Raw genomic sequence first — 21,339 nt, forward strand, 5'->3', positions numbered from 1 at the left:
TCGGTGTCAGTTCGTCGACGCCGCGCCGACCGGCGCGTCGACCTGACCGCTCTGGGCCGGCACGCTCGGCGTGGGACCGTCGCCAGGCGCCCGGCGTACGTCGATGACCTGGCCGGTCAGGTCGGAGATCAGCACGTCGAGGGACGACTGGGCGACGGCCTCGGCGGCGAGCAGGGTGTGCTCCGGCTCCTCGCCGAAGGCCCGCGTGCGCATCGGCGTGGCGGTGCGCTCCGGGTTGATGCAGTTGACGCGGACGCCGACGTCGGCCCACTCGTCGGCGAGCGCCTGGGTGAGGTTGACCAGAGCCGCCTTGGTAGCCGAGTACAGCGCGTAGCGGGCCCGCCCCCGGGTGTAGGAGCTGGACGTGTAGAGCAGCAGTTGGCCCTTGGTCTGCTGGAGGTAGGGCAGCGCCTGCCGGGCGATGGTCACCGGGCCGACGAAGTTGACCTGGAGCACCCGGTCCATCGTCTCCTCGTCCATCTCGGCGAGGGCGCCCTTCTCCAGCACCCCGGCGGTGACCACCACATGGTCGATCCGGCCGGTGGCCTCGAAGGCGGTCGTCAGCGCGGCCTCGACGTCGGCGGCCCGCTCCACGTGGGTGCCGGTGCTGGAACGGCTGAACGGGAAGACCTGCGCGCCGTAGCGTCGGGCCAGCTCGGCCAGCTCGTGGCCGATGCCGTAGCTGCCGCCGAACACGACGATGGTGCGGCCGGTCAGCTCCTCCGAGTAGCTGCGGTGGTCGGTCAGCCGGGGCGCCTGCGCCGCGGCGAGCTGGAAGAGCTTGTCCGCCAGGTGCACGTCGACCGGGTGGGTGACCTTGATGTTCTCGTCCGAGCCGTCGATCACCTTGATCGGGGTGCCCGGCAGGTAGCGCAGCACCACGCCGCAGTCGTCGGTGGCGGCGAAGTCCTGGTCGTTCTCGGCGATCCGGTACGCCTCCCGGATGGTGGGGGAGCGGAACGCCTGCGGGGTCTGCCCGCGGCGCAGCCGGGAGCGCACCGGGATGTCGGTGATGCAGTCGTTGTCGTCCACCTGGATGATCGTGTCGGCGGACGGGATGGCCACGTCCACGGCGTCGTACGTCCAGAGCGCGTTGACGCACTCGCGCACGATCCGCCCGCTGAGCAGTGGGCGTACCGCGTCGTGGAAGAGGATGTTGCAGTCCTCCGGGCCGACCGCGTCCAGCGCGATCCGGGTGGTGGCGTTGCGGGTGTCACCGCCCTCGATCACCTTGGTGACCTTGCGCAGGCCGGCCTTCTCGACGATCTGCCGGGCGTCGTCGACGTGGCCGGTCGCCATCAGCACGATGATCTCGTCGATCTCCGGTGCCGCCTCGAAGACCGCCAGGGTGTGCTCGATGATCGGCTTGCCGGCGATCTTGAGCAGCTGCTTGGGGATGCCGAGGCCCAGCCGGGTCCCGGTGCCGCCGGCCAGAACCACGGCCACCGTCCGCGAGGGCCGCCACGGCGTCGGTGTCTCCGCTGCGGCGTCCGGGCCAGTGGTCTGGTCCTGCGTCATTGCCGGATCCTCACTCTCAGGGATGCGTTAACGGAAGGTTCCGCCCGAGCGGCGACGGAATGAACCTTAACGCGCGGACCGCGCCGCCCCAACGCGGGCGACGCGGTCCAGGGCGCCGTGTCGATGCCGGGTGTTCGCCGGCGGTCTACTTGCTGTTCGCGAACGCCTCGTAGGCCCGGATGACCTCGTCGGTGGGTCCGTCCATCCGCAGGACACCCGATTCCAGCCAGATCGTTCGTTCGCAGGTGTCCCGGACGGAGGAGAGCTGGTGGCTGACGAGGAACACCGTGCCCGCGCCCTCCCGCAACTCCCGTACCCGCTGCTCGCTGCGCTTGCGGAAGCCCTTGTCACCGGTGGCGAGCGCCTCGTCGATGAGCAGCACGTCGTGCTTCTTCGCGGCGGCGATGGAGAACCGCAGCCGGGCCGCCATCCCCGAGGAGTACGTCCGCATCGGCAGGCTGGCGAAGTCGCCCCGGTCGTTGATCCCGGAGAACTCGATGATCCCGGCGGCCTGCTGGGCCACGTCGTCCGGGTGCATGCCCATGGCCAGGCAACCGAGGGTGACGTTGCGCTCGCCGGAGAGGTCGTTGAGCAGGGCGGCGTTCACACCCAGCAGCGACGGTTGCCCCTGGGTGTGGATCGCGCCCCGGTTGACCGGCAGCAGGCCGGCGATGGCCCGCAGGATGGTGGACTTGCCGGAGCCGTTGCTGCCGATCAGCCCGATCGCCTCGCCCCGGTACGCGGTGAAGGAGACACCCTTGACCGCGTGCACCTCCCGGATGTTCGGGGCGTGGGTGCGCTTGACCAGCCGGCGCAGCGCGGCCACCGGGGTGGTGCCACCGCCGGCGCCCTGGTGCACCCGGTAGATGATGTGCGCGTCGTCGACCACCACGGTCGGGATGCGCTCCTGCGTCGACGTCATCGTCGCGGTCGCCTCGGTGGGGGCCTCGAAGTGCTCAACCACGGCCGTACTCCTGTTCGCCGCGCCAGAAGTAGATGAAACCGCCCAAGCCGGCGAGCAGTGCCCACCCGCCGCCGACCAGCCAGAGCTGGGCCAGCGACTCGTTGAGCAGCGGTGCTTCCTCCAGCAGCGTGTACCGCGCGAGCTCGATGTAGACGAGCAGCGGGTTGTACTGCACGAGCGTCGTCGCCCAGCTCGGCAGCTGCTCGAAGAGGCTGACGCTGTAGAGGACGCCGGAGCCGTACATCCAGGTGCGCATGATGAACGGCATGACCTGCTTCAGGTCGCTCGACTTGCTGCCCAACCGCGCTGCCACGAGGACGACGCCGGCGTTGAACACCGCCTGCAGGAACAGGGCCGGCACCAGCAGCAGCCACTCCAGCGTGATCGGTTCCCCGGTGACCAGCACGATGCCGATCAGCACCACCATCGACGCCAGCAGTTGCTGGAACTGGGTCATCGTCGTGGACAGCGGCAGGCTGGCCCGGGGAAAGTGCAGCGCCCGGATCAGCCCCAGGTTGCTGCTGATCGACTGGGTGCCGGCCAGGACCGCGCTCTGGGTGAAGTTGAAGATGAACAACCCGGTGGTCAGGTAGGCGATGTAGTTCGGAATCTCGTTCTGACTCAGCACCACCCCGAAGATCAGGTAGTAGACCGCCGCGTTGGTCAGCGGGGTGAGCACCTGCCAGAGCTGGCCCAGCTTGGCGTTGCTGTACGAGGCGACCAGCTTGGCGTTGGCGTACGCGGCGATGAAGTGCCGGTAGGCCCACAATTGGCGGCTGTACTCGACGAGGGTCGGTCGCTCACCGGCGACCCGTAGCCCGTGCCGAGCGGCCAGCTGCGCCTGGGTCAGGCCCGTGTCGGGGTCGACCAGCGCGGTGGTGGCCATGGAAATGGCACTCCGATCTTTCGTGCAGACGGGTGGCTCACGACGATGGAATCCTAGTGGGAGATGTGCGCGGGGCGCCGCCTCGTCGCTGCGAGGACAGTAGTCCGAAACACGTCGGGACGCAACCGTATCGTCGTTGCGCTACCCTGGGCACCGTGACCTGCAATAAGAGTCCCTGGTGACGACCGAGAAGAGGCGCGCCCCGGCCGGTGCGGCAGTGCTCCGTGGGGAGATCACCACGGCCATCCGGCGTGCGCTGACGCAGGAGCTCGCCGAGGTCGGCTACGGCCGGCTCTCCATCGAGGCGGTGGCGCGTCGCGCCGGTGTCAGCAAGACCGCGATCTACCGGCGGTGGAACTCCAAGCTCGACCTGGTGCTGGAGATCGTCGCCGCGGCGGCCCACGGCAAGCTGCCGGCCCTGGACACCGGCACCCTGCGCGGCGACCTCGCCCTGCTGTTCCAGGCGGTGGCACACGCGCTGCGCCACCCGCTGGCGTCGCAGATCATCCCGGACCTGCTGGCCGAGGCGGCGCGTAACCCCAGCATCGACACGACCCTGCGTCAGGTGCTGCACGCCCGTCAGCAGGAGATCGGCGGTCGCCTGGTCACCCGCGCCGTGCAGCGCGGCGAGCTGCCCGCCGACACCGACCCGGACGCGGCGATCGACCTCATCGTCGGCCCGCTCTACTGGCGGCTGGCCATCGCCCGTCTCCCGCTCACCGACAGCTACCTCGACAACCTGGTCGAATCCGTGGCCGCCGGGCTCGGCGCCGACACCGCCCTGCCCCGTCCCCGGGCCACCCCGATATCGGGGTGACCAGCCTCCGACACTCCGTCGCCCGCAGCGGCGGTCGCCCGGTCCGATTCCGCTACGCTGCCCCCGGGCACCCGGCCGGGCACCGTGCCGAAAGCCTTCATCCGTCTGACGAGTAAGGACGACCGTGGCCAACGTCGACAGCATCGCCGTAGCGCCCGCCGACCCGGACCCGACCCGGCCCGCGCCCCGTCCGGTCGACCGCGGCGCGGCGACGTCCCGGGTGCGCAGGCTGGTGGCCGTCGCCCCGGCGGTGCTCACCGATGGTGCCGTGCTCGCGTTCGCGCTCTTCACCGTGATCTACCACCTGGCCTTCCTGGGTGACCTGCGTCCGTCGGTGACCTTCCGGATCTGGCTGGTGGCCTGCGTGGTGCTCGCGGGCGTGGTCCTGCTGCGCGCCCGCCGCCGGTTCGCCGACTCCCCGGCCGGCACCGAGCGGGCGGCGCCTGTCGACAGCGCACCGGCCGAGCCGGACGGCGCGCGGCCCGCCGTCGACCGCCGCCTGCTGACCGGGGTGCTGGTCGCCGCCGGGGTGGCCGCCGTCTCCGCCGGTGTCACCGCCGGGACCCGGGTCAGCGTGGGGTGGTGGATCCCGGCGGTGGCCGGCCTGCTCGCGGCGATCGGCGGAATGCTGCTGGTACGCCAGATCTGGCTGCGCGGTCCGGTGTCCACCACCGTCGCCCCGGCACCCACCGCGGCCCAGTCGGCGTACGCGCTCGTGGTCTCGGGGCTGGTCGGCATCTCCTCGTTCTTCATGGCCCGCAACACCCCGGACGACGTCTACTACGTCGGCAAGTCGGTCTGGATCGCCGAGCGTGACCTGATCCCGATCAACGACTTCCTGTTCTCCGAGAACGTGCTGCCGGCCATGGGCTCGCAGCCGCCGATCCCGTCGATCGAGGTCTTCGACGGCGCGTTCGCCAACGTCGTCGGCATCCACGCCAGCTCGGCCCTCTGGTACGTGCTGCTGCCGATCATGGCGGTCCTCGCCGCGCTGGCGCTCTGGCGGCTGACGCACCGGTGGGCTCCGCGCCGTCCCGTGCTCGCCTTCGCCGTGGCGCTCGCGTACCTGTACCTCGTCGCCGGCGGGGACGCCGCGCTGGGCACGTTCCACCTCCTGCGGCTGCACGAGGGCAAGGGCATGTTCGTCTCGGCGGTCATTCCCCTGATGTGGCTCTACCTGACCGAATGGTTCGACACCCGGTCGCGGCGCAGCCTGGTGCTCATCGTGGCGCTCTCGATCACCGCGATCGGCCTCACCAACACCGCGGCGATCATCCTGCCGATGCTTGTCGGCGCGGCCGGCTTCGCCATGCTGCTCGTCGGCCGGTGGAAGGACGCCGCCATCGCGGCCGTCGCCGCCCTGGCGTACCCGATCGGTTCGCTCGTGGTCTCCCGTCTGCTGCTCGGCGGGATGACCGCCGAGGGCGCGGACGACGCCTTCTTCGACGCGGCGTACACCTACCGGCGGACCCTGCTGTTCGGGGTGGTGGGGGTGATCAGCGGCCTGGCGTTGTGGTGCGGCCCACTGCTGGCCCGCCGACGTACGCCCGCGCTGCTCGCCGCAGGCGCCACGCTGGCGCTGAGCGTGATGTTCGTGCCCGGCGTGCTCGAGGTGATGAGCGCGTTGAGCGGGATCTCGGTGGTGCTCTGGCGCGTACCGTGGCTGCTCGCCCTGCCGACGCTCATCGGTCTGCTCGCCACCGTGCGCGTGCCGACGCCGCGACCGGTCCGGTACCGCGCGGCGGCCGGCGGGATCGCGGTGCTGCTGGTCGCCTCGTTCGCGCTGTTCGCCACCCCGATGTGGTCGCCGAAGAGCTGGGTCGACGTGCACGAGCGCCCCACCTGGAAGATTCCGCAGCAGCGTCAGGCGATCTCCTTCTGGATCAAGGGCCTGGACCGTCCGCAGGGCATGCTGCTCGCGCCGAAGACGATCATGCGGACGGTGCCGATCGTCACCAGCGAGGTCCGGGTCGTCCTACCCCGTGACTTCTACCTCGTCGAGTACGACCTCACCTCCCAGTTCGCCAAGGACCGGCTGCTACTGGCCGACTTCGCCGACGGCACGGCCAGCCCATCGCCGGCCGAGTTGACGCCGGCACTGGACCGCCTGGACGTCGGCACCATCTGCGTCTACAACGGCAACCACTACGCCCGCGACACCGCGCCGCAGCTCGGCTACCAGGAGTTCGCCAAGCGCAAGGCGCCCGGGGCGATGACCTGCTTCGGGCGGGCCGACTGAGCGCTGCGCCCGTTGCCGAGCACCCGACGCGGGGCGGGGGCGGGTGCGCCAGGCACGCACCTTTGCCCGAAATGGTGCGGGATACCCGAGCGACACCGAGCTGTCCCTTCGCGTTAGGGTCGCAGTCATGCGCGGCCGGCTGCGGTTGACCCGCCGCGCCACGGGGGAGTGACATCGGCCCAGCACGGGCGCAGCCCGCACCGGAATCGTAGGGAGCGAACTCGTTTTGTTCGGCACGTTGACAGGACGCCTCGGAGTAGCCGCCCACAGTGCGCTACTGGTACTGGCCTACCTGGTCATGCTCATCGGTGGCGTGTTCGGCTGGGTCGGCCTGTTCGCCGTCGCCGGGCTCGCCGCCATCCTCGGCGAGTTCGCCGTCGCCCGCTGGTCACCCCCGTCGCAGCTGCTGCTGGAGAAGGTGGGCCTGCACTGGTCGTACCGGCAGCTGACCCGGGACCTCGCCGCCGTGTTGCTCGTCGCCGCCGAGGTACGGCTCAGCGGCGGTGAGCTGACCCTGCTGCTGGCGCTGCCCGCCGCGGTGTGGGTCGTCTCGGTCTTCGCCGGGGCGCTCTCCGTCATGATCGAGCGTCGTAACCCACTCTCCGCCATGGTGCGCAACATCGAGCTGGGTGAGCTGCGCACCGCTCCGCAACTGCCGGGCTGGGTGGCGACGGTGGCCGGTGACCGGATGCCGCTGCTCAACCTGCTGCTGGTCCCGGCCGCCGTGGCCGCGGCGGTGCGGCACGACCTGACGCCGTTCTTCGCCGCCGCCGCGGTGGCGGTCGTGGCGACCGGTGTGGTGGGCGCCATCACCGCGCTGACCTGGCTGCGCGGTCGGGGCCGGAGCACGGGGGAGGGCCCGCTGCTGCCCGCCGTGCAGCGGTGGCTGGACAACTACCGGCCCGAGGTGGCGCTCTACTTCGCCGGGCCGGCCAAGGACGTCTACCAGGCCAACATGTGGCTCGCCCCGACCGAGGCGCTCCAGCAGCGCGCGGTGGTGCTGCTGCGCAGCCGGGACGCGTTCCTCGAGTTGGCCGACACCCGGCTGCCGGTGATCTGCGTACCGACAGGTGTCGACTTCATGAACCTCGATCTGCGCAACATCCGTGCGGCGCTCTACGCCGCGAACGTCGGCGCGAACATCCACATGCTGCGGGAGCCGAGCACCAAGCACGTCTTCGTGGGGCACGGCGACAGCGACAAACAGGCGAGCGTCAACCCGTACAGCAAGGTGTACGACGAGGTCTGGGTCGCCGGCCTGGCCGGCCGGGAGCGTTACGCCCGAGCCGGTGTGGGTGTCCTCGACTCGGACATCGTCGAGATCGGCCGCCCGCAGCTCGCCGGGGTGCACACCTTCGGCGCCGAGTCGGTGGACCGGCCGTTCACCGTGCTCTACGCCCCCACCTGGGAGGGCTGGCTCGACGACGACCCGTACCACACCTCGCTGGTGCTGATGGGCGAGCGGATCGTCAAGGGACTGCTCGCCACGACGCCCCGGCTGCGCCTGATCTACAAGCCGCACCCGCTCACCGGGTCGCGGTCCCGGGCGGCCAGGGCGGTGCACGACCGGGTCGTGGCGGCCATCCGCGCCGCCGGCGGCAACCCGGACGCGTCCTCCCTGGACGGCACCGCGCACCTGGTGGTCACCGGTCGCACCCCGGCGCTGTTCGACTGCTTCAACCAGACCGACCTGCTGATCAGCGACGTGTCCTCTGTGGTCTCCGACTTCGTGCAGAGCCAGCGGCCGTACGTGGTGGCCAACCCGTCCGGCCTGTCGGAGGACGACTTCCGCCGGGAGTACCCGACGGCTCGGGCCGCGTACCTGCTCTCCAAGGACTGTGGTGAGCTGGAGAAGATCGTGGCACTGACCCGGGCCGGCGACGACCCGATGACCGAGGCCCGCCGGGAGTTGAAGACCTACCTGCTCGGTCCGGCCGAGGCGAACCCGATGGACCGGTTCCAGGAGGAGATCTCCCGGCTCTGCCGCTGAGCGGCACGTAGCGGCTCTGCCGCTGAGCGGCGTAGCGCGTTGCGCCCGGTCCGACACCGCTCGGGCCGGGCGCGACCGGGTCAGCCCAGCAGGGCGGCCACCGCGTCGGCGGCCGGAGTGTCCGCCGGCAACGCCTGCGCCGCGACGACCGCCGCGACCGGCAACGGACCGTACACGTGCGGAAAGAGTTGCCCGCCGCGCGACGGTTCCCACCGCAGCGCGTCACCCAGTCGCTCCTCCTCGACGCTGAGCAGGGTCAACCCGGTGGCCCCGGCGAAGTGCCGCCGCGCCGTCTCCACCACCTGGTCACCGCCGGAGAGGTGGATGAAGCCGTCCTGCCGGTCGACGGCGGATCCGGCGAAGGCGCCGGTGGCGAGGGCGTCGTCCCATTCCGTGGTCGACAACAGTTTGTAGATCACCACCGCAGCCTACGGGGACGCCGGCGGCACGCTCGCCCGGTTTTCGCCGGTACCGCCGCGCCCGTCGCCCCGGGCCGGGCATGCTCAGGTCACGGGCCGTGGAGGGATGGGCGATGCAGAGCTACGACGACGACTGGACCGACAGTCAGCGCGCGCTGTACGACGAGTGCTACCGGGCTGGCGGCGAGTGGGCCGAGGACCCGGACACTCCGTCCGATGACGTACAGCACGTGATCAACCTGGCCGAGGCGGACGACGACGCCTTCAACGACGCCGAGATCGACTACCCGCCTCTGGTCGACGCGGTCACCCAGGCCAGCGGGGTCACCGTCACCAGCGTGCCGGCCAGCCACGAGGACCCGGGTTTCCGCGGCTTCACCGACGGTGTCCGGGACGCCACCGCCGACGACGTCTTCGGCTTGTAGGTCCGACCCGACACGCGGCTTCCCGCCGGGCGTGCGCTTCTGCCACCATTCGCAGAACAGCGCTGCGACGAACGGGGGCACGGGTGCGGATCCTGCTGGTGGAGGACGACCGCCGGGTGGCCGCCGCGCTCTCCTCCGCCCTCACCCGCCGGGGCTACGAGGTCGAGCACGCCGCCACCGTCGCGGCCGCGCTCTCCGCCGCCCCGTGTGACCTGGTGCTGCTCGACCTGACCCTGCCCGACGGCGACGGCACCGACCTGTGCCGGGAGCTGCGCCGGCGGAGCAGCCAGCTCGGCATCATCGCGGTGACCGCCCGCGGTGAGGAACGCGACCGGGTGCTGGGCCTGCGTCTCGGCGCCGACGACTACGTCGTCAAGCCGTTCTCGATGGTGGAGTTGCAGGCCCGGATCGAGGCGGTGCTGCGCCGGGCCGCGAACGCCGCACCGGAGCGGCACGTCATCCAGGCCGGTTCGGTGCGCATCGACGTGACCGCGCGGACGGTGACCGTGGACGACCGCACCGTCACGTTGACCCGTAAGGAGTTCGACGTGCTGCTCTCGTTGGCCCGCCAACCGGGGGTGGCGGTGCCCCGCGACCGCATCCTGCTGGACGCCTGGGGCACCACCTGGGCCGACCGGCACACCGTCGAGGTGCACGTCGGGTCCCTGCGCGGCAAACTCGGCGACGCCCGCCTGGTGGAGACCGTCCGTGGCGTCGGCTACCGGCTGCGCGACGCGTGAGGGGCTGACGTGCGTCGTCGACTGGTGATCAGCTATCTGCTGCTGATGGTGCTCGTCCTCATCGCCCTGGAGACGCCGCTGGCGGTCACCATGGCCAGTCGCGAAACCGAACAGGTCCGGGCCGACCGGCTCGCCGACGCGACCCGGTTCGCCTCGCTGGCCGGGCCCGCGCTGCGCGACGGTGGGCCGGGTCCGATCGAGTCGGAGCTGACCAGCTACGACGACCTGTACGGGATCGGCGCCGCGATCGTCGACCGGGACCGGAGCACCCTGGTCACGTCGCCCCGGTACCAACCCGGCCCGGGGACCGCGGCGACACTGGACATGGCGCTGGCCGGGCAGCAGACGAGCGCCCCGGAGTCGGTCTGGCCGTGGAGGACCGGCCCGGTGGTGGTGGCGGTGCCGATCAACGACGGTGGTGAGGTGCTCGGCGCGGTGGTGATCGTGACCCCGGCCGACCCGATCCGCCGGGAGGTCGCCGTGTGGTGGTCACTGCTCGCCCTGGCCGGCCTGCTCGCCGTGCTGGCCTGCGTGCTCACCGCGTTCGGGCTGGCGGGTTGGGTGCTGCGCCCGGTCACCGAGCTGGACGCGGTCACCCACGAGATCGCCGAGGGCGACCGGGGCGCCCGGGTGCAGCACCGCCTGGGTCCGCCGGAGCTGCGTCGCCTCGCGGCCAGCTTCAACCACATGGCCGACGTGGTCTCCGACGTGATGGACCGGCAGCGCGCCTTCGTCGCGCACGCCAGCCACCAACTGCGCAACCCGCTCACCGCGCTGCGGCTGCGGGTGGAGGAACTGGGTCCCAGCCTCACCGACCCGGAGGGCCGCGCGGAGCACCGGCTGGCCCTGGAGGAGACCGATCGGCTGGCGCTGGTGCTCGACGCGCTGCTGACCCTCGCCCGCGCCGAACGGGAGGAGAACGAGAGGGTGACCGTGGACGCCGCCGCGGTGGCCGCGTCCCGGGTGTCGGCGTGGGCGCCGCTGGCCCGGCACCGTTCGGTCGCGTTGCGGCTGACCAGCACCGACGCCCCGGCGTACGCGCAGACCGTGCCGACCGCCGTCGACCAGGCGTTGGACGCGCTCATCGACAACGCGGTGAAGTTCAGCGGGGCGGGCGGGGCGGTGACGGTGACCGTGGCCCGCCGCGACAACGGGGTGGCCCTGGAGGTGCGCGACTCCGGTCCGGGCATGACGGGCAGTCAGCTCGGCCAGGCGACCGAGCGGTTCTGGCGGGCGCCGGACGCGCAGAACGTGGAGGGCGCGGGGCTCGGCCTGACCATCGCCGCGGTGCTGGTGGACGCGTCCGACGGGCGGCTCACCATGCGTCCGGGGGAGACGCGCGGGCTGGTCGCGGCCCTGTGGTTCCCCGCCCCGGACCAGGACCCGGCAACGGAGCCGGTGGAAGACGAGCCGGTGGAAGACGAGCCGGTGGAAGACGAGCCGGTGGACGGCGAGCCGGTGGACGGCGAGCCGGTGGACGGCGAGCCGGCCACCGACCGCCGGCCCACCCTGACGCGGTAGCACCCGCCGTCAGGGTTTGTCCTCCCGGTACCAGGCGGCGGCGCCGGGGTGCAACGTCAGCGGCGCGGTGGCGATCGCCGAGCGGGGGCTCATCCGCCCCGCCGCGGGATGCGCGGCGGCCAGCTCGGCCCGCCCGTCCATCAGCAGGCGGGTCACCTCCCGGACCAACGGCTCCGGCAGGCTGGCGCTGACGATCAGATAGTTCGGGTCGGCCACCGTGGTCACCGCGTCCACCCCGTACACCGAGCTGGGGATGTCGCGGGAGACGTACACCTGGCCGTAGCGCGAGCGCAGCCGCTCGGTCCAGTCGCTGAGGTCCACGATCCGGGTGGCACGCTGCCGGGCCAGGTTCTCGATGCCCCCCACCGGCAGCCCACCGGAGAAGAAGAACGCGTCGATCTGCCCGGAGCGCAGCGCCGCCACCGAGTCGTCCAGCCCGAGCCGCGTACGGCGTACCGCGTCGCCGCCGAGGTCGGCCACGTCCAGCAGTCTCGTCGTGGTGATCTCGGTGCCCGATCGGGGTGCGCCGACGGAAACCCGTCGGCCCCGCAGGTCGTCGAGTGTGCGCACCGGCCCTCCACTCGTGGTGACCAGGTGGAGCTGGTCGTCGTACACCCGGGCGATCGCCTTGACCGAGCTGCTCTCCTCGGCGTTCGCCGGCAGCACGTCGGCCTGGGTGAAGCCCAGCTCCGCGCTGCCGGACCGGACCAGTTGGACGTTCTCCGCGGAGGCGGCGGTGACCACCACGCGGGCGTCGACGTCGGGCAGTTCCCGGTTGAGGATGGCCGCCAGCGACTGCCCGAACGCGTAGTAGACGGCGGTGGGACTGCCGGTGGCGATCCGGATCAGCACCTGCTCGGTGGGGGCGTCCTGGCAACCGGCGGTGCTCGCGGTCGTGGTCAGCAGCACCGTCAACAGGGCCGCCAGCCCCGCAGCGGGACGCCGGGGCCGGCGGGATGAGGTACGTCTCACGCGGTGCACTGTGCGCCGTCGGACCGGTGCGCGCAAGCTCCGTGCCGACAGGTGTGCCGAGTGGGTGTGGCCCGACGCCGATCAGCAGGCCGGGCGCGCCGGCTCCACCGCCGCGTTGCGCAGGATCCGCGCCCGGTCCGGGCCGTCGGCCACGCTGACCAGAAAACAGCCCGTGCCCGCTCGTAGCCGGGCCGGGACGTCGAGCACGGCGGCGCTGCGAATCAGCACGGCGGCCAACTCCCGGTCGGCGAGCCGCACGCCGAGGATGTGCCGGCGGACGTGTCGGCCGGCGGCCAGCAGCGCCGATCGCCAGGCCGCCGCCGCGAGTCGGGTCACCAACTGCCGGCGGGCCGGCGAGGTGCCGGGGGGCGGGCCACCGAGCAGCGCGCGCCGCCCCTGCCACCAGCCCGCCTCCAACAGCCGGGCGTACGTGTCCTGCTGCTCCTGGGGCACCCAGAGCCGGTGTAGTTCGTAGCGGCGGCGCAGGCCCCCGACGGCGACCTCGTGCGTGACCGGAATATCCAGGCGGGCGAGCAACTGCCGCATCCGCTGCGCGGCGTCCTCCCGGTTGAACTCCACCCCCGGCGCGTGCGCCGGGTGCGGCCGGGCGGCGGTCGGCGGCGGCGTGCAGCGCAGCAGGCAGGCGGCCTCGAACGCGTCGCCGAGCGTCAGCCAGTCCAGCGGGGGCGGCGGCGCCGACGAGCGCGGCCGGTCGAGCAGGGCGGGTTCGCGGGTCAACGAAGGCTCCCTCGTCGGAGTCTGGGTGCCCCTACCGTGGCCCCTGCTCCGCCGTTCCGGAACTCTTCCGGCCCAGCCTTGAGCAAATCTTGCGGCTGCTCCCGCCGCTACAGGTCGGTGACCACCAGGTCCACCTGCCGCACCCGGCCGGGCGCGGTGGCCTGTTCCTCGACCGTGTGCTTCAACTCCCGCAGCGTGCCGAGCAGCTCCGCCGCCGAGCGCGGCCGGGCGCCGGCGACGAGGAGATCACGGACCAGCCGGCCCTTGGTCGCCTTGTTGAAGTGGCTGACCACCGAGCGGACCGGCACGCCGTCGACCTCCCGTTCGTGCAGCACCCGCACGCTGACGGTCCGTTCGGCCAGCTCTCCCCGCGGCGTCCAGGTGGCCGCGTACGCGCTGGAGCGCAGGTCCAGCACCGGACCCCGGCCGGCGGCGGCGTCCAACGCCGGCGTCAGCTCCCCACGCCAGTACGCCGACAACGCCCCGACGCCCGGCAGGCGGGCGCCGATCGGGCAGCGGTACGGGGGGATCCGGTCCGCGAGCCGGACCGCGCCCCACAACCCGGAGCTGATCAGGATCGACCGACGGGCCGCCCGCTGCGCCGCGACCGGCAACGAGGTCAGCTCCAGCGCCTCGTAGAGCACCCCGGTGTAGAGCCGTTCCGCCGGCGCGGTGGCCGCCTCCCGCAGCCGGGCGTTGCGGCGCAGCTCGTCCCGCTGGCCCGCGCTGAGGCCGAGCGCCGCCCGCGCCGTCGCCTCGTCCGGCCCGGCGCTCAGCGCGACGAGCGCCTCCACCACCCGTTCCCGGGCCGGGTTCAGCTCGGGCAGCGAGAGCCGGTCCGGGGCCCAGCGCCGCCCGGTGCCGGCGTCGGCCTTGCCCTCCGAGGGCGGCAGCAGGATGAGCATCGGGTCTCCTCGACGGGCGGGACGGCGGCCCGGCCAGCGTACGACCCGCCCTCAGCGCCAGGGCCGCACCGGGGTCTCGGGGTGGTACACGCGATAGCCGCCCACCTCGCGCACCGGTGTGGCGTCGGCCCGGTCGGCGAGCAGTCGGCGCAGCCGCCGGTCCATCGGAGAGTCGACCTCCACCACATAGCCCGGCCGTGGTGCCCGCCCGACCTGCCGCCAGTACGGCCGGTAGCGGTTCTGGCCGGGGGACAGGTCCGCGTCGAGCACCCCGCAGACCACCGTCTCGTCCGTGTTGAAGATCAGTCGGTTGCAGGTCCAGTAGTCCCCGTACACCTCGTGGGGTCCGTCGGCGCGCAGCGCGGCGGCCAACTCCCGGGCCTGGCGTTCCTCGGTCCGCGAGGCGGCGGTGCCGGTGGCCGCGAAGAGCACGGTGACCACGAGCGTGGTGGCGGTCAGGGCGACCAGCACGGCGGCGGACAGCGCGCCGGTGAACCGCCCCAGCACGCTGCTGGTGCCCCGCCAGGCGGTCAGCGCCGCCACCCAGAGCGGCCAGAGCACCGCCGGCAGCGACAGTTGCAGCACCGACAGGTAGCGGGCGTTGTCCAGTGGGCTGGTCGCGGCGAGCGGACTGCGGACGTACGACAAGAGGGTCAACGCGGCACCGGCGACCAGCGCGAGTTGCACGACCGGCCCGACCCGCTCCCCGCGCGGGGTCGCGGCGGCCCGGCGGTACGCGAGCACCGCGAGCACCGCGCCGACCACCAGCAGCAGCGGGTACACCACCCCGAACCACTGTTGCCAGCGTCCGCAGCCGTCCACCGGGCAGAGCCCGTGGGCCAGCGGCACTCCCTCCAGCAGGCCGCCCCGGAGCCGCTGCGACCACGGCGGCGACGGCCCCGCCTTGGTGCTGACCTCCCGGAACACGCTCCAGGAGTCCTCACCCGGTCCGGCGCGCAGGTTGTCCAGGACCATCGGCGCGATCCCGACCACGACGCCCGCCACCAGCAGCAGGCCGGACCAGCCGAGAAGTTCGCGCCGCAGCGCCCACACCAGCGCCAGCCCGGCCACCGCCAGGTACGGCAGGATCAGCCAGTCCGACCAGGCGGCCAGCCCGACGAGCAGGCCGAACAGCGCGACGGCGAGCCGCCGACGGCGGACGGTGCCGGTCGTCAGCCCCACCGTGATCAGCAGCATCAGCAGCACCGCCGGCTTCACCTCCGGCCGTCCCCCGACGACGGTGAGCTGGTCGCGGACCACCCGCTCGCCACCGAGCGCGAGCAGGCCCACCACGAAGGTGGCGAACCAGGGCGCGCAGAGCCGGCGGGTCAGCCGGTGGATCAGGTAGAGGAACAGCGCGTACAGCGCGAGCATCGGCAGCCGCAGCACCGGCCAGCTCGGCCCGGCCACCGCCACCAGGGGCGCGGCCAGGTACGACTCCAGCATCCCCATGTAGTGCTGGCCGTACAGGAAGACCGGACGTTCCCGGCCCTGCCCGATGTGCAGCGCGGCGAGGCCGAAGGTGGCCTCGTCGCTGTTCGACACCGGCACCGTGTACAGCGTCAGGACCAGCCGGTAGACGACCCCGGCCAGCCCGAACAGCAGCGCGATGAGCGCCGGCCGGTCGAGTCGCGGGCGCCATCGCCCACGGTGCTGCTCTGGATGCGACACGACCAACGCCCCCGTCGTCGTCCCGACCGGAGTGTTTCACGACCGGCCGGGCCGCCGAGGTGGATCGGCGCAGCCGGGGGTGGGCCGGGTCGGCTCCGCGCTGGCCGGGCCGCAGCGGCGCGGCCGGGGTCGGCTCGCGTGGCCGTGTCTGTCAACGTGTGGCAGGGTTGGCGCGTGCCACCCACTCCCGCCGGTCAACTGGCCGTTCCGAACCTGCACCGGGCTGCGCGGATCGAGGACGCCGTGCACCAGCTCGTCCAGCGCCGGCTGCGGCGCACCGGCTGGCGGGTCAACATCGTCGCGTACACCGGTTATGGCGCGCCGGGCTGGGTGCGGGTGATGTGTCGGGTGCTGCTGGGCCGACCGGACACCCGCCAGCGGGGCCGCCTCGACAAGGTCCGCGGCTGGCGCAGCTTCACCACCCTGCCCAACAAGCACGTCACGGTGACCATCGAGGCCGGCGGGGTACGGCACGAGACGCAGGCCGACCGCAGCGGCTTCGTCGACACACTCGTCGAGGCCGACCTGCCACCCGGCTGGGGCACGGTCCGGCTCAGCGTCCCGGACGCCGAGCCGGTCGACGCGCCGGTGCGCATCCTCGACCCGGAGGTCAAGTTCGGCATCATCTCCGACATCGACGACACGGTGATGGTGACCGCGCTACCCCGACCGCTGCTCGCCGCGTGGAACACGTTCGTGCTCGACGAGCACGCCCGCAACGCCGTGCCGGGCATGGCCGTGCTCTACGAGCGGCTGGTCACCGCGCACCCCGGCGCGCCGGTCTTCTACCTCTCCACCGGCGCGTGGAACGTGGCGCCCACCCTGACCCGCTTCCTGTCCCGGCACCTCTACCCGGCCGGGCCGCTGCTGCTCACCGACTGGGGGCCGACCGCCGACCGCTGGTTCCGCAGCGGAATGGAACACAAGCGGGTCACCCTGGCCCGGCTGGCCCGGGAGTTCCCCGACGTGCGCTGGCTGCTGGTCGGCGACGACGGCCAACACGACCAGGAGATCTACCGGGAGTTCGCCGCCGCCCACCCGGAGAACGTCGCCGGGGTGGCGATCCGCCGGCTCTCCCCGACGCAGTCCGTGCTGGCCGGCACCCTGCCCGCCCCGGCCGGCCGCCCGTCGTCCGGGCCGGTGGGGCAGAAGTGGCTGTCCGCGCCGGACGGCGCCGGCCTGTGGCAACTGCTGCGCGACGCCAACCTGGTCTGACCGCCCAGCACGGTCACGGGTTGTCGGTGTCCCGGGGTGCGGTGCCGAGGGAGCGGCGGAGCATGCCGACCAGTTCCTCGGCCGCGGAGCGGCTGTCGAAGTCGGGGTCGGCGAGGCGCTCCGACACGATCGCGTCGATGGCTCCGTTCACGATGACGGCGGTGGTCTGCGGGTCGACGCCGGGCCGGTAGTCGCCGGCCGCCCGGGCCGCGTCGATCAGACCGGCGACCGCCTCCCGTCGGCTGGGCGCGTTGGGCGTGTCACCGATGCCGGTCTCCTCGCGCAACGCCTCGACGATCATCCGCGTGTGGTCCGGGTGGTCCCGCAGGTACGCCACCAGGGACCGGACGTAGGCCTCCACCGCAGGCGCACCGGATCGCGCCGCAACCTCGGCGCCGACGTACTCGGTGAGGGACTCCAGGACCGAGGCGTAGGCGGTCCGCACGACCGCGTCCTTGGACGGGAAGTGGTAGAGGACCGCCGCCTTGGAGATGCCGGCCGCCTCCGCGATCCGCGCGAGTGAGGTGCCCGGATAGCCGTGTCGGGCAACCAGGTCGATTGTCACGCCGATGAGTTGCGCCCGTCGCGCCCGCTCGGTGATCGTGAGCGGCTTGGTGGGGCGGACCTGCGCTGTTGAGGCGTCGTTCGGCTGCACCCGCTTACCGTACCGGCCGGTTCGCCACCCGTTCTCTGACCCGACGGTTGTATTTTCTACCGCACGGTTAGTAATCTGACCGCATGGTGATGAAGCTCGCGCGGAAGGTCGGCAACTCACTGCGGGCGCATCGGCGCGCTCTCCTCCGGGCCGCCGCGGTGCTCACGGTGCTCACGGTCGCGATCGCGTACGCGCTGCGCGATCCGGCGCCCGTCGGCTACTTCACGTCGACGGAGTCCCACGAGCGTTTCGTCGGTGCCTACCGGGCGGCGATGGCGGAGTTGCCGGCGCCCGATCGCACTCTCGACGTCCGGACCGGGTACGGCGTCGTCCGGCTCTACCACTTCAGCGGCGGCACCGACCCGGCAGCCGCGCCCCTGCTCCTTCTGCCCGGTCGGGCGTCGGCGTCGCCGGTCTGGGCGGACAACCTGCCGTCGCTGCTGCGGCTGCGCGACGTCTACACCGTCGACCTGCTCGGCGAGCCGGGCATGAGCATCCAGCAGCGCCCCATCACGGACCCGACAGCCCACGCGCAGTGGTTGCACGAGGTGCTGCTGGCGCTCCCCGAGCCGACCGTCCACCTGGTCGGCGTGTCGTTCGGCGGCTGGACGGCGATGAACCTCGCGGTGCACCGGCCGCAGAAGGTCGCGAGCGTCGTGCTGCTCGATCCGATCCTGGTCTTCGCCGGCCTGTCCGCGCAGGTGGTGCTGCGGTCCATCCCGGTGAGCGTTCGCTGGGCGCCCCGATCCTGGCGGGACAGCTTCGCCAGTTGGACGGCGAACGGCGCCCCGGTGGAGGACGTTCCGGTCGCCCGGATGATCGAGGCCGGCATGCAGGCGTACGTGGTGAAGCTGTCCGCCCCGACCCAGTTGTCCGAGGACCAGCTCGCGGCGGTTGGCGTCCCGGTGCTCGTCCTGATGGCGGGCAAGTCCCGGCTGCACGACGCGGGCGAGGCCGCGACGCTGGCGGAGCGGTCCCTGACCCGGGGCACCGTGAAGACCTACCCGGACGCGTCGCACGCCATCAACGGCGAGCACCCGGACGAGATAGCCGCTGACATCGACGCGTTCCTCCGAGCGGAGCAGCCCTGACGCCCCGGTCGGGCGGACCGTCGCTGCGCTGACCGCTGATCCGGCCGGGTTGCCGTGCTGGGCTACGGTCCCATCCGACCCGCCTGGGCGGGAGGTGGGAAGTGACGATGGATGGTGTGGCAGGCACGGCCGAGCCGAACGTCGGCGACATGGACGAGACCGCGCGCCTGCAGGGCGAGCAGATCGCCGCGTACGAGCGGCGCGGGCCGTTCTGGGGGCGGCTGACCCAGTTGGCGGCGGTGGTTGCCCTCGCGGCGGGGCTCGTCGTCTCGACGCTCGTGCTGGACACCGTGCAGAGCTTCTACCCGGGCGTGGGAGTGTTCAAGTCCACCCCGGCCCAACGGCCGGCGGAGGCGACGGTCCACGAGTGCCGCCGGGTCGGTCCGGTGAGCGGCGACGGGTTCGGCTTCTGGTGGCACTGCGCCGTGACGATCCAGACCCGCGACGGCCGCGAGGTGCGCACCGTGGTCCGGCACTCGACAGTCACCCCTGCCGACCGGGGCGGGCCGGTCGAGTTCCGCGAGGTCTGCCACGGCAAGGGCAACACCGACTGCAGGTACGGTCGCCCGGCGTGGCGCATCTGGGCCTTCGCCCTGGCGTTGCTGGGCATCCTGCGGACCGGCCTGGTTCTCGTGCTGCTCATGGGCATCGGGGTCTATCTGCTGAGAACCGTGCTGGGTGTCCCGAGGTACGTCGCCTGGGTCAACCGCCGGGGCAGCGGCCGTCGCTCCGCGTACCGCCGAGGGACCGGCTGAGCATGCTGTGCGCTACCGTCCCACCCGAGCCGCCGCCGCGGGCGGCCGGAGCGGGGGTCGATGGTGCGATACGTGCAGCCACAGTTGGCACCCGACGAACCGGTCCTGTTCACCCAGCGGGGATACTTTCCCTTTGGTGGAACGGTGTTCAGCGTCTACGGCGCCCTCCTCCTGCTCACCACCAGGCGCCTGCTCTTCGCGCCTGCTCGGATCTGGAAAATCCACCACCCTGGGGAGGCCTGGGTTCGCGCCAAGTCGATGAGCCTTACGGACGTGACGGCCGCCGAACCCGCGTCCGGCGCGCGGTTGACGATCAGTTCCCGGTACGGCGACACCGTCTCGTTCTGCGCCATCCTCCCCACGGGTCTGGGCTTCGTCTGGCAGGCGCGCGACGCTGTTCCCTATCGGGACGAGACAGTTCGGCGCATCAGGCAGGCTGTTCGCGAACGACTCTGATGCCGATGAGGAGTTGGGGCGCGTGGTTAGGCGGCCTGCTGCTGTGGGCCTTCTTCGGCTTCATGATGGTGATGTCCAGCAGGAATCCGGCGAACGGTTGGGGCGAGTTGTTGCTGGTCGCCGCGTTCTTCGTCGGCCTCTGTCACGTCGTCACGCTCGCCGCCATGTTCTCCTCCGTGCAGGTGACTCCGGCCGCGCTTCTGGTGGTCAACCCGGGACTGTCGACAGCGATACCGTGGAGCCGCATCCAGGAGGTGGTCGCGGAGCATGGTCTCGTCGTCCGGGTCAGCGGCGCCGAGGACGTCCACTGCTACGCGTTCCAGCCCTCCGTCGTTGGCCGCCTGATGGGCTATCCGGGAGCCCATCGAGCGGTCAAGAAGATCGAAAGTTACAGGCGGTGCGTGGCCCTCGCCGACGAGGGCGACCCGGAGAGCGGAGCCACCTGGCGGCGTCACCTGCTGTGGTTGGTGGGCGGCTGGTCGGTCTTCGCGTTACTCATACCCGCGTTGGTCCGTGTCCCTTGAGGAGCAGCCAGATGCCCCACGATCAGGTGATCGCGACCAGGCGTCGTACGTCGTACCGTCTGCACGTGTTGTCCTGGCGTCTGGCGTTCCTGACTGGTGCCCTCGCCGCGCTGACCCAGTTCCTGCGCGCACAGCACGTCATCGGCCACCCGGCTTCAGTGGTCGTGGTCGTGCCACTTGTTGCGGTCTTCTGTGGGTCCTTGTTCCTGATGCTCGTGACCGGGGCGATGCAGGCAGCTCACTTCTCGGTCAACCCCCTCGGCAGAGGGGTGGTGCAGCGGCAGGTCCGGTTCAGTCGGATGCTTCTGGTGGATCTGGTGACCCTGCCGTGGAGCCCCAACGCCCGCCGGTAGTTACCTGCGGCCCGGCCATCGAAGTGGGTTGACGATGGAACTCGCTGACGTGTTGAGGTGTCTCCTCCTGGCTGTTGTCATGCTGTCACTGTTGGGTGCTCTGTTCCTGCTGGGTTATCCGTCGCGCTTCGGGCCGGGGATCGCCGAGCGAAGCGAGGCGGAGTGCAAGGAGATGGTCGAGACTGATCGGCGTCATCATCACCTGGCCAATCGAGGCATGACGACTATTGTCTCCGTGATCGCCGGAGTGCTCGCGGTGGCCATGCTTGCCGACTCGAAGGAAGACCGATTGAGCGGGCTCGCCATGGCGGCGATCTCGGTGACCAGCGCCATGGTCTTGGTGCTGCTCATTCGTCGGAGTCGGCGACGTGCTGGTCGGATCGACCAGGGCCCTGATCAACGGCTTTGAGACTCCGCGCGGGCGGGGGTCTTCCGGATCCGCGCCCTCGCTCAGCGGACAGGGCTGCCCGGCGATCCCGTGCCGC

At 71.9% G+C, this 21,339-nt stretch carries 22 protein-coding genes; 13 read left to right on the top strand and 9 right to left on the bottom strand.

The genetic code is table 11. The annotated features are described in order from the left end of the window. Nucleotides 1-6: 6 nt before the first annotated feature. The 3 genes from AB0C25_RS22965 to AB0C25_RS22975 form a co-directional block, all read right to left on the bottom strand. Entirely contained in the window at nucleotides 7-1,518 is a 1,512-nt protein-coding gene (locus AB0C25_RS22965; protein ID WP_357376238.1) for a bifunctional cytidylyltransferase/SDR family oxidoreductase, read from the bottom strand. A gap of 145 nt (nucleotides 1,519-1,663) precedes the next feature. Continuing rightward, nucleotides 1,664-2,440: an ABC transporter ATP-binding protein gene (locus AB0C25_RS22970; protein ID WP_357376373.1), complete on the bottom strand. Its 777-nt coding sequence runs from the start codon at nucleotides 2,438-2,440 to the stop codon at nucleotides 1,664-1,666. Between the two features lie 34 nt (nucleotides 2,441-2,474). Continuing rightward, the gene (locus AB0C25_RS22975) at nucleotides 2,475-3,368 is read right to left on the bottom strand and encodes an ABC transporter permease (protein ID WP_357376240.1); all 894 of its coding nucleotides are present in this window, start codon (nucleotides 3,366-3,368) and stop codon (nucleotides 2,475-2,477) included. Nucleotides 3,369-3,546: 178 nt separating this feature from the next. Between AB0C25_RS22975 and AB0C25_RS22980 the strand changes: the two genes are divergently transcribed. The 3 genes from AB0C25_RS22980 (at nucleotide 3,547) to AB0C25_RS22990 (ending at nucleotide 8,414) form a co-directional block, all read left to right on the top strand. Then, nucleotides 3,547-4,185 carry a TetR/AcrR family transcriptional regulator gene (locus AB0C25_RS22980; protein ID WP_357376242.1) on the top strand — a complete coding sequence of 213 codons (639 nt, stop codon included), beginning with the start codon at nucleotides 3,547-3,549 and terminating at the stop codon, nucleotides 4,183-4,185. Nucleotides 4,186-4,309: 124 nt separating this feature from the next. Continuing rightward, nucleotides 4,310-6,424 (top strand): DUF6077 domain-containing protein, encoded by a 2,115-nt coding sequence (locus tag AB0C25_RS22985; RefSeq protein WP_357376244.1) that lies wholly within the window; start codon nucleotides 4,310-4,312, stop codon nucleotides 6,422-6,424. Between the two features lie 226 nt (nucleotides 6,425-6,650). Next, the gene (locus AB0C25_RS22990) at nucleotides 6,651-8,414 is read left to right on the top strand and encodes a CDP-glycerol glycerophosphotransferase family protein (protein ID WP_357376246.1); all 1,764 of its coding nucleotides are present in this window, start codon (nucleotides 6,651-6,653) and stop codon (nucleotides 8,412-8,414) included. Between the two features lie 80 nt (nucleotides 8,415-8,494). On the opposite strand, the gene AB0C25_RS22995 is transcribed toward AB0C25_RS22990, so the two are convergent. Further along, a complete protein-coding gene (locus AB0C25_RS22995; protein WP_357376248.1) occupies nucleotides 8,495-8,833 on the bottom strand; it encodes a DUF952 domain-containing protein in 339 nt (112 codons plus the stop codon). Between the two features lie 113 nt (nucleotides 8,834-8,946). Here AB0C25_RS22995 and AB0C25_RS23000 point away from each other — a divergent pair, with 113 nt between their 5' ends. The 3 genes from AB0C25_RS23000 (at nucleotide 8,947) to AB0C25_RS23010 (ending at nucleotide 11,519) form a co-directional block, all read left to right on the top strand. After that, complete coding sequence (locus tag AB0C25_RS23000) at nucleotides 8,947-9,258, top strand: hypothetical protein (protein WP_355031047.1); 312 nt, start codon at nucleotides 8,947-8,949, stop codon at nucleotides 9,256-9,258. A gap of 83 nt (nucleotides 9,259-9,341) precedes the next feature. Then, on the top strand, nucleotides 9,342-9,998 hold the full coding sequence (locus AB0C25_RS23005; RefSeq protein ID WP_357376250.1) for a response regulator transcription factor: 657 nt from the start codon (nucleotides 9,342-9,344) through the stop codon (nucleotides 9,996-9,998). 9 nt (nucleotides 9,999-10,007) lie between these two features. Continuing rightward, complete coding sequence (locus AB0C25_RS23010; RefSeq protein WP_357376252.1) at nucleotides 10,008-11,519, top strand: sensor histidine kinase; 1,512 nt, start codon at nucleotides 10,008-10,010, stop codon at nucleotides 11,517-11,519. Nucleotides 11,520-11,528: 9 nt separating this feature from the next. Here the strand turns inward: AB0C25_RS23010 and AB0C25_RS23015 are convergent, their stop codons facing one another. From AB0C25_RS23015 to AB0C25_RS23030, 4 genes are all read right to left on the bottom strand, one after another. Further along, nucleotides 11,529-12,446: a TAXI family TRAP transporter solute-binding subunit gene (locus tag AB0C25_RS23015; protein ID WP_357376374.1), complete on the bottom strand. Its 918-nt coding sequence runs from the start codon at nucleotides 12,444-12,446 to the stop codon at nucleotides 11,529-11,531. A 126-nt stretch (nucleotides 12,447-12,572) separates the two neighbouring features. Then, nucleotides 12,573-13,229 (bottom strand): hypothetical protein, encoded by a 657-nt coding sequence (locus AB0C25_RS23020; protein WP_357376254.1) that lies wholly within the window; start codon nucleotides 13,227-13,229, stop codon nucleotides 12,573-12,575. Between the two features lie 107 nt (nucleotides 13,230-13,336). Then, entirely contained in the window at nucleotides 13,337-14,134 is a 798-nt protein-coding gene (gene yaaA / locus AB0C25_RS23025) for a peroxide stress protein YaaA (RefSeq protein WP_357376256.1), read from the bottom strand. 51 nt (nucleotides 14,135-14,185) lie between these two features. After that, nucleotides 14,186-15,805 carry a hypothetical protein gene (locus AB0C25_RS23030; protein WP_357376258.1) on the bottom strand — a complete coding sequence of 540 codons (1,620 nt, stop codon included), beginning with the start codon at nucleotides 15,803-15,805 and terminating at the stop codon, nucleotides 14,186-14,188. 174 nt (nucleotides 15,806-15,979) lie between these two features. Here AB0C25_RS23030 and AB0C25_RS23035 point away from each other — a divergent pair, with 174 nt between their 5' ends. Continuing rightward, nucleotides 15,980-17,020, top strand: a complete 1,041-nt coding sequence (locus AB0C25_RS23035; protein WP_357065533.1) for a phosphatase domain-containing protein — start codon at nucleotides 15,980-15,982, stop codon at nucleotides 17,018-17,020. 13 nt (nucleotides 17,021-17,033) lie between these two features. On the opposite strand, the gene AB0C25_RS23040 is transcribed toward AB0C25_RS23035, so the two are convergent. Next, the gene (locus AB0C25_RS23040; protein ID WP_357376260.1) at nucleotides 17,034-17,675 is read right to left on the bottom strand and encodes a TetR/AcrR family transcriptional regulator; all 642 of its coding nucleotides are present in this window, start codon (nucleotides 17,673-17,675) and stop codon (nucleotides 17,034-17,036) included. 83 nt (nucleotides 17,676-17,758) lie between these two features. Between AB0C25_RS23040 and AB0C25_RS23045 the strand changes: the two genes are divergently transcribed. From AB0C25_RS23045 to AB0C25_RS23070, 6 genes are all read left to right on the top strand, one after another. Then, nucleotides 17,759-18,766 carry an alpha/beta hydrolase gene (locus tag AB0C25_RS23045; RefSeq protein ID WP_357376262.1) on the top strand — a complete coding sequence of 336 codons (1,008 nt, stop codon included), beginning with the start codon at nucleotides 17,759-17,761 and terminating at the stop codon, nucleotides 18,764-18,766. A gap of 107 nt (nucleotides 18,767-18,873) precedes the next feature. Next, a complete protein-coding gene (locus AB0C25_RS23050) occupies nucleotides 18,874-19,521 on the top strand; it encodes a DUF6346 domain-containing protein (RefSeq protein ID WP_357376265.1) in 648 nt (215 codons plus the stop codon). A 72-nt stretch (nucleotides 19,522-19,593) separates the two neighbouring features. After that, nucleotides 19,594-19,977, top strand: coding sequence for a hypothetical protein (locus tag AB0C25_RS23055; RefSeq protein ID WP_357376267.1), 384 nt, complete (start codon nucleotides 19,594-19,596; stop codon nucleotides 19,975-19,977). Nucleotides 19,978-19,982: 5 nt separating this feature from the next. Beyond that, nucleotides 19,983-20,501, top strand: coding sequence for a hypothetical protein (locus AB0C25_RS23060; protein ID WP_357376269.1), 519 nt, complete (start codon nucleotides 19,983-19,985; stop codon nucleotides 20,499-20,501). Between the two features lie 11 nt (nucleotides 20,502-20,512). Next, nucleotides 20,513-20,854: a hypothetical protein gene (locus AB0C25_RS23065; RefSeq protein WP_357376271.1), complete on the top strand. Its 342-nt coding sequence runs from the start codon at nucleotides 20,513-20,515 to the stop codon at nucleotides 20,852-20,854. 79 nt (nucleotides 20,855-20,933) lie between these two features. Beyond that, nucleotides 20,934-21,263: a hypothetical protein gene (locus AB0C25_RS23070; protein WP_357376273.1), complete on the top strand. Its 330-nt coding sequence runs from the start codon at nucleotides 20,934-20,936 to the stop codon at nucleotides 21,261-21,263. Nucleotides 21,264-21,339 lie beyond the last annotated feature (76 nt).

Source organism: Micromonospora sp. NPDC048839 (assembly GCF_040649915.1).
Taxonomy (GTDB): domain Bacteria; phylum Actinomycetota; class Actinomycetes; order Mycobacteriales; family Micromonosporaceae; genus Micromonospora.

Excerpts from the sequence above, each read along its gene's own strand:
- yaaA (WP_357376256.1), bottom strand. The coding sequence starts at position 14,134 with ATGCTCATCCTGCTGCCGCCCTCGGAGGGCAAGGCCGACGCCGGCACC.
- AB0C25_RS23050 (WP_357376265.1), top strand. The coding sequence starts at position 18,874 with ATGGATGGTGTGGCAGGCACGGCCGAGCCGAACGTCGGCGACATGGAC.
- AB0C25_RS22965 (WP_357376238.1), bottom strand. The coding sequence starts at position 1,518 with ATGACGCAGGACCAGACCACTGGCCCGGACGCCGCAGCGGAGACACCG.
- AB0C25_RS23070 (WP_357376273.1), top strand. The coding sequence starts at position 20,934 with ATGCTGTCACTGTTGGGTGCTCTGTTCCTGCTGGGTTATCCGTCGCGC.
- AB0C25_RS22975 (WP_357376240.1), bottom strand. The coding sequence starts at position 3,368 with ATGGCCACCACCGCGCTGGTCGACCCCGACACGGGCCTGACCCAGGCG.
- AB0C25_RS23065 (WP_357376271.1), top strand. The coding sequence starts at position 20,513 with ATGCCCCACGATCAGGTGATCGCGACCAGGCGTCGTACGTCGTACCGT.
- AB0C25_RS23000 (WP_355031047.1), top strand. The coding sequence starts at position 8,947 with ATGCAGAGCTACGACGACGACTGGACCGACAGTCAGCGCGCGCTGTAC.
- AB0C25_RS23045 (WP_357376262.1), top strand. The coding sequence starts at position 17,759 with ATGGTGATGAAGCTCGCGCGGAAGGTCGGCAACTCACTGCGGGCGCAT.
- AB0C25_RS22970 (WP_357376373.1), bottom strand. The coding sequence starts at position 2,440 with ATGACGTCGACGCAGGAGCGCATCCCGACCGTGGTGGTCGACGACGCG.
- AB0C25_RS23060 (WP_357376269.1), top strand. The coding sequence starts at position 19,983 with ATGAGGAGTTGGGGCGCGTGGTTAGGCGGCCTGCTGCTGTGGGCCTTC.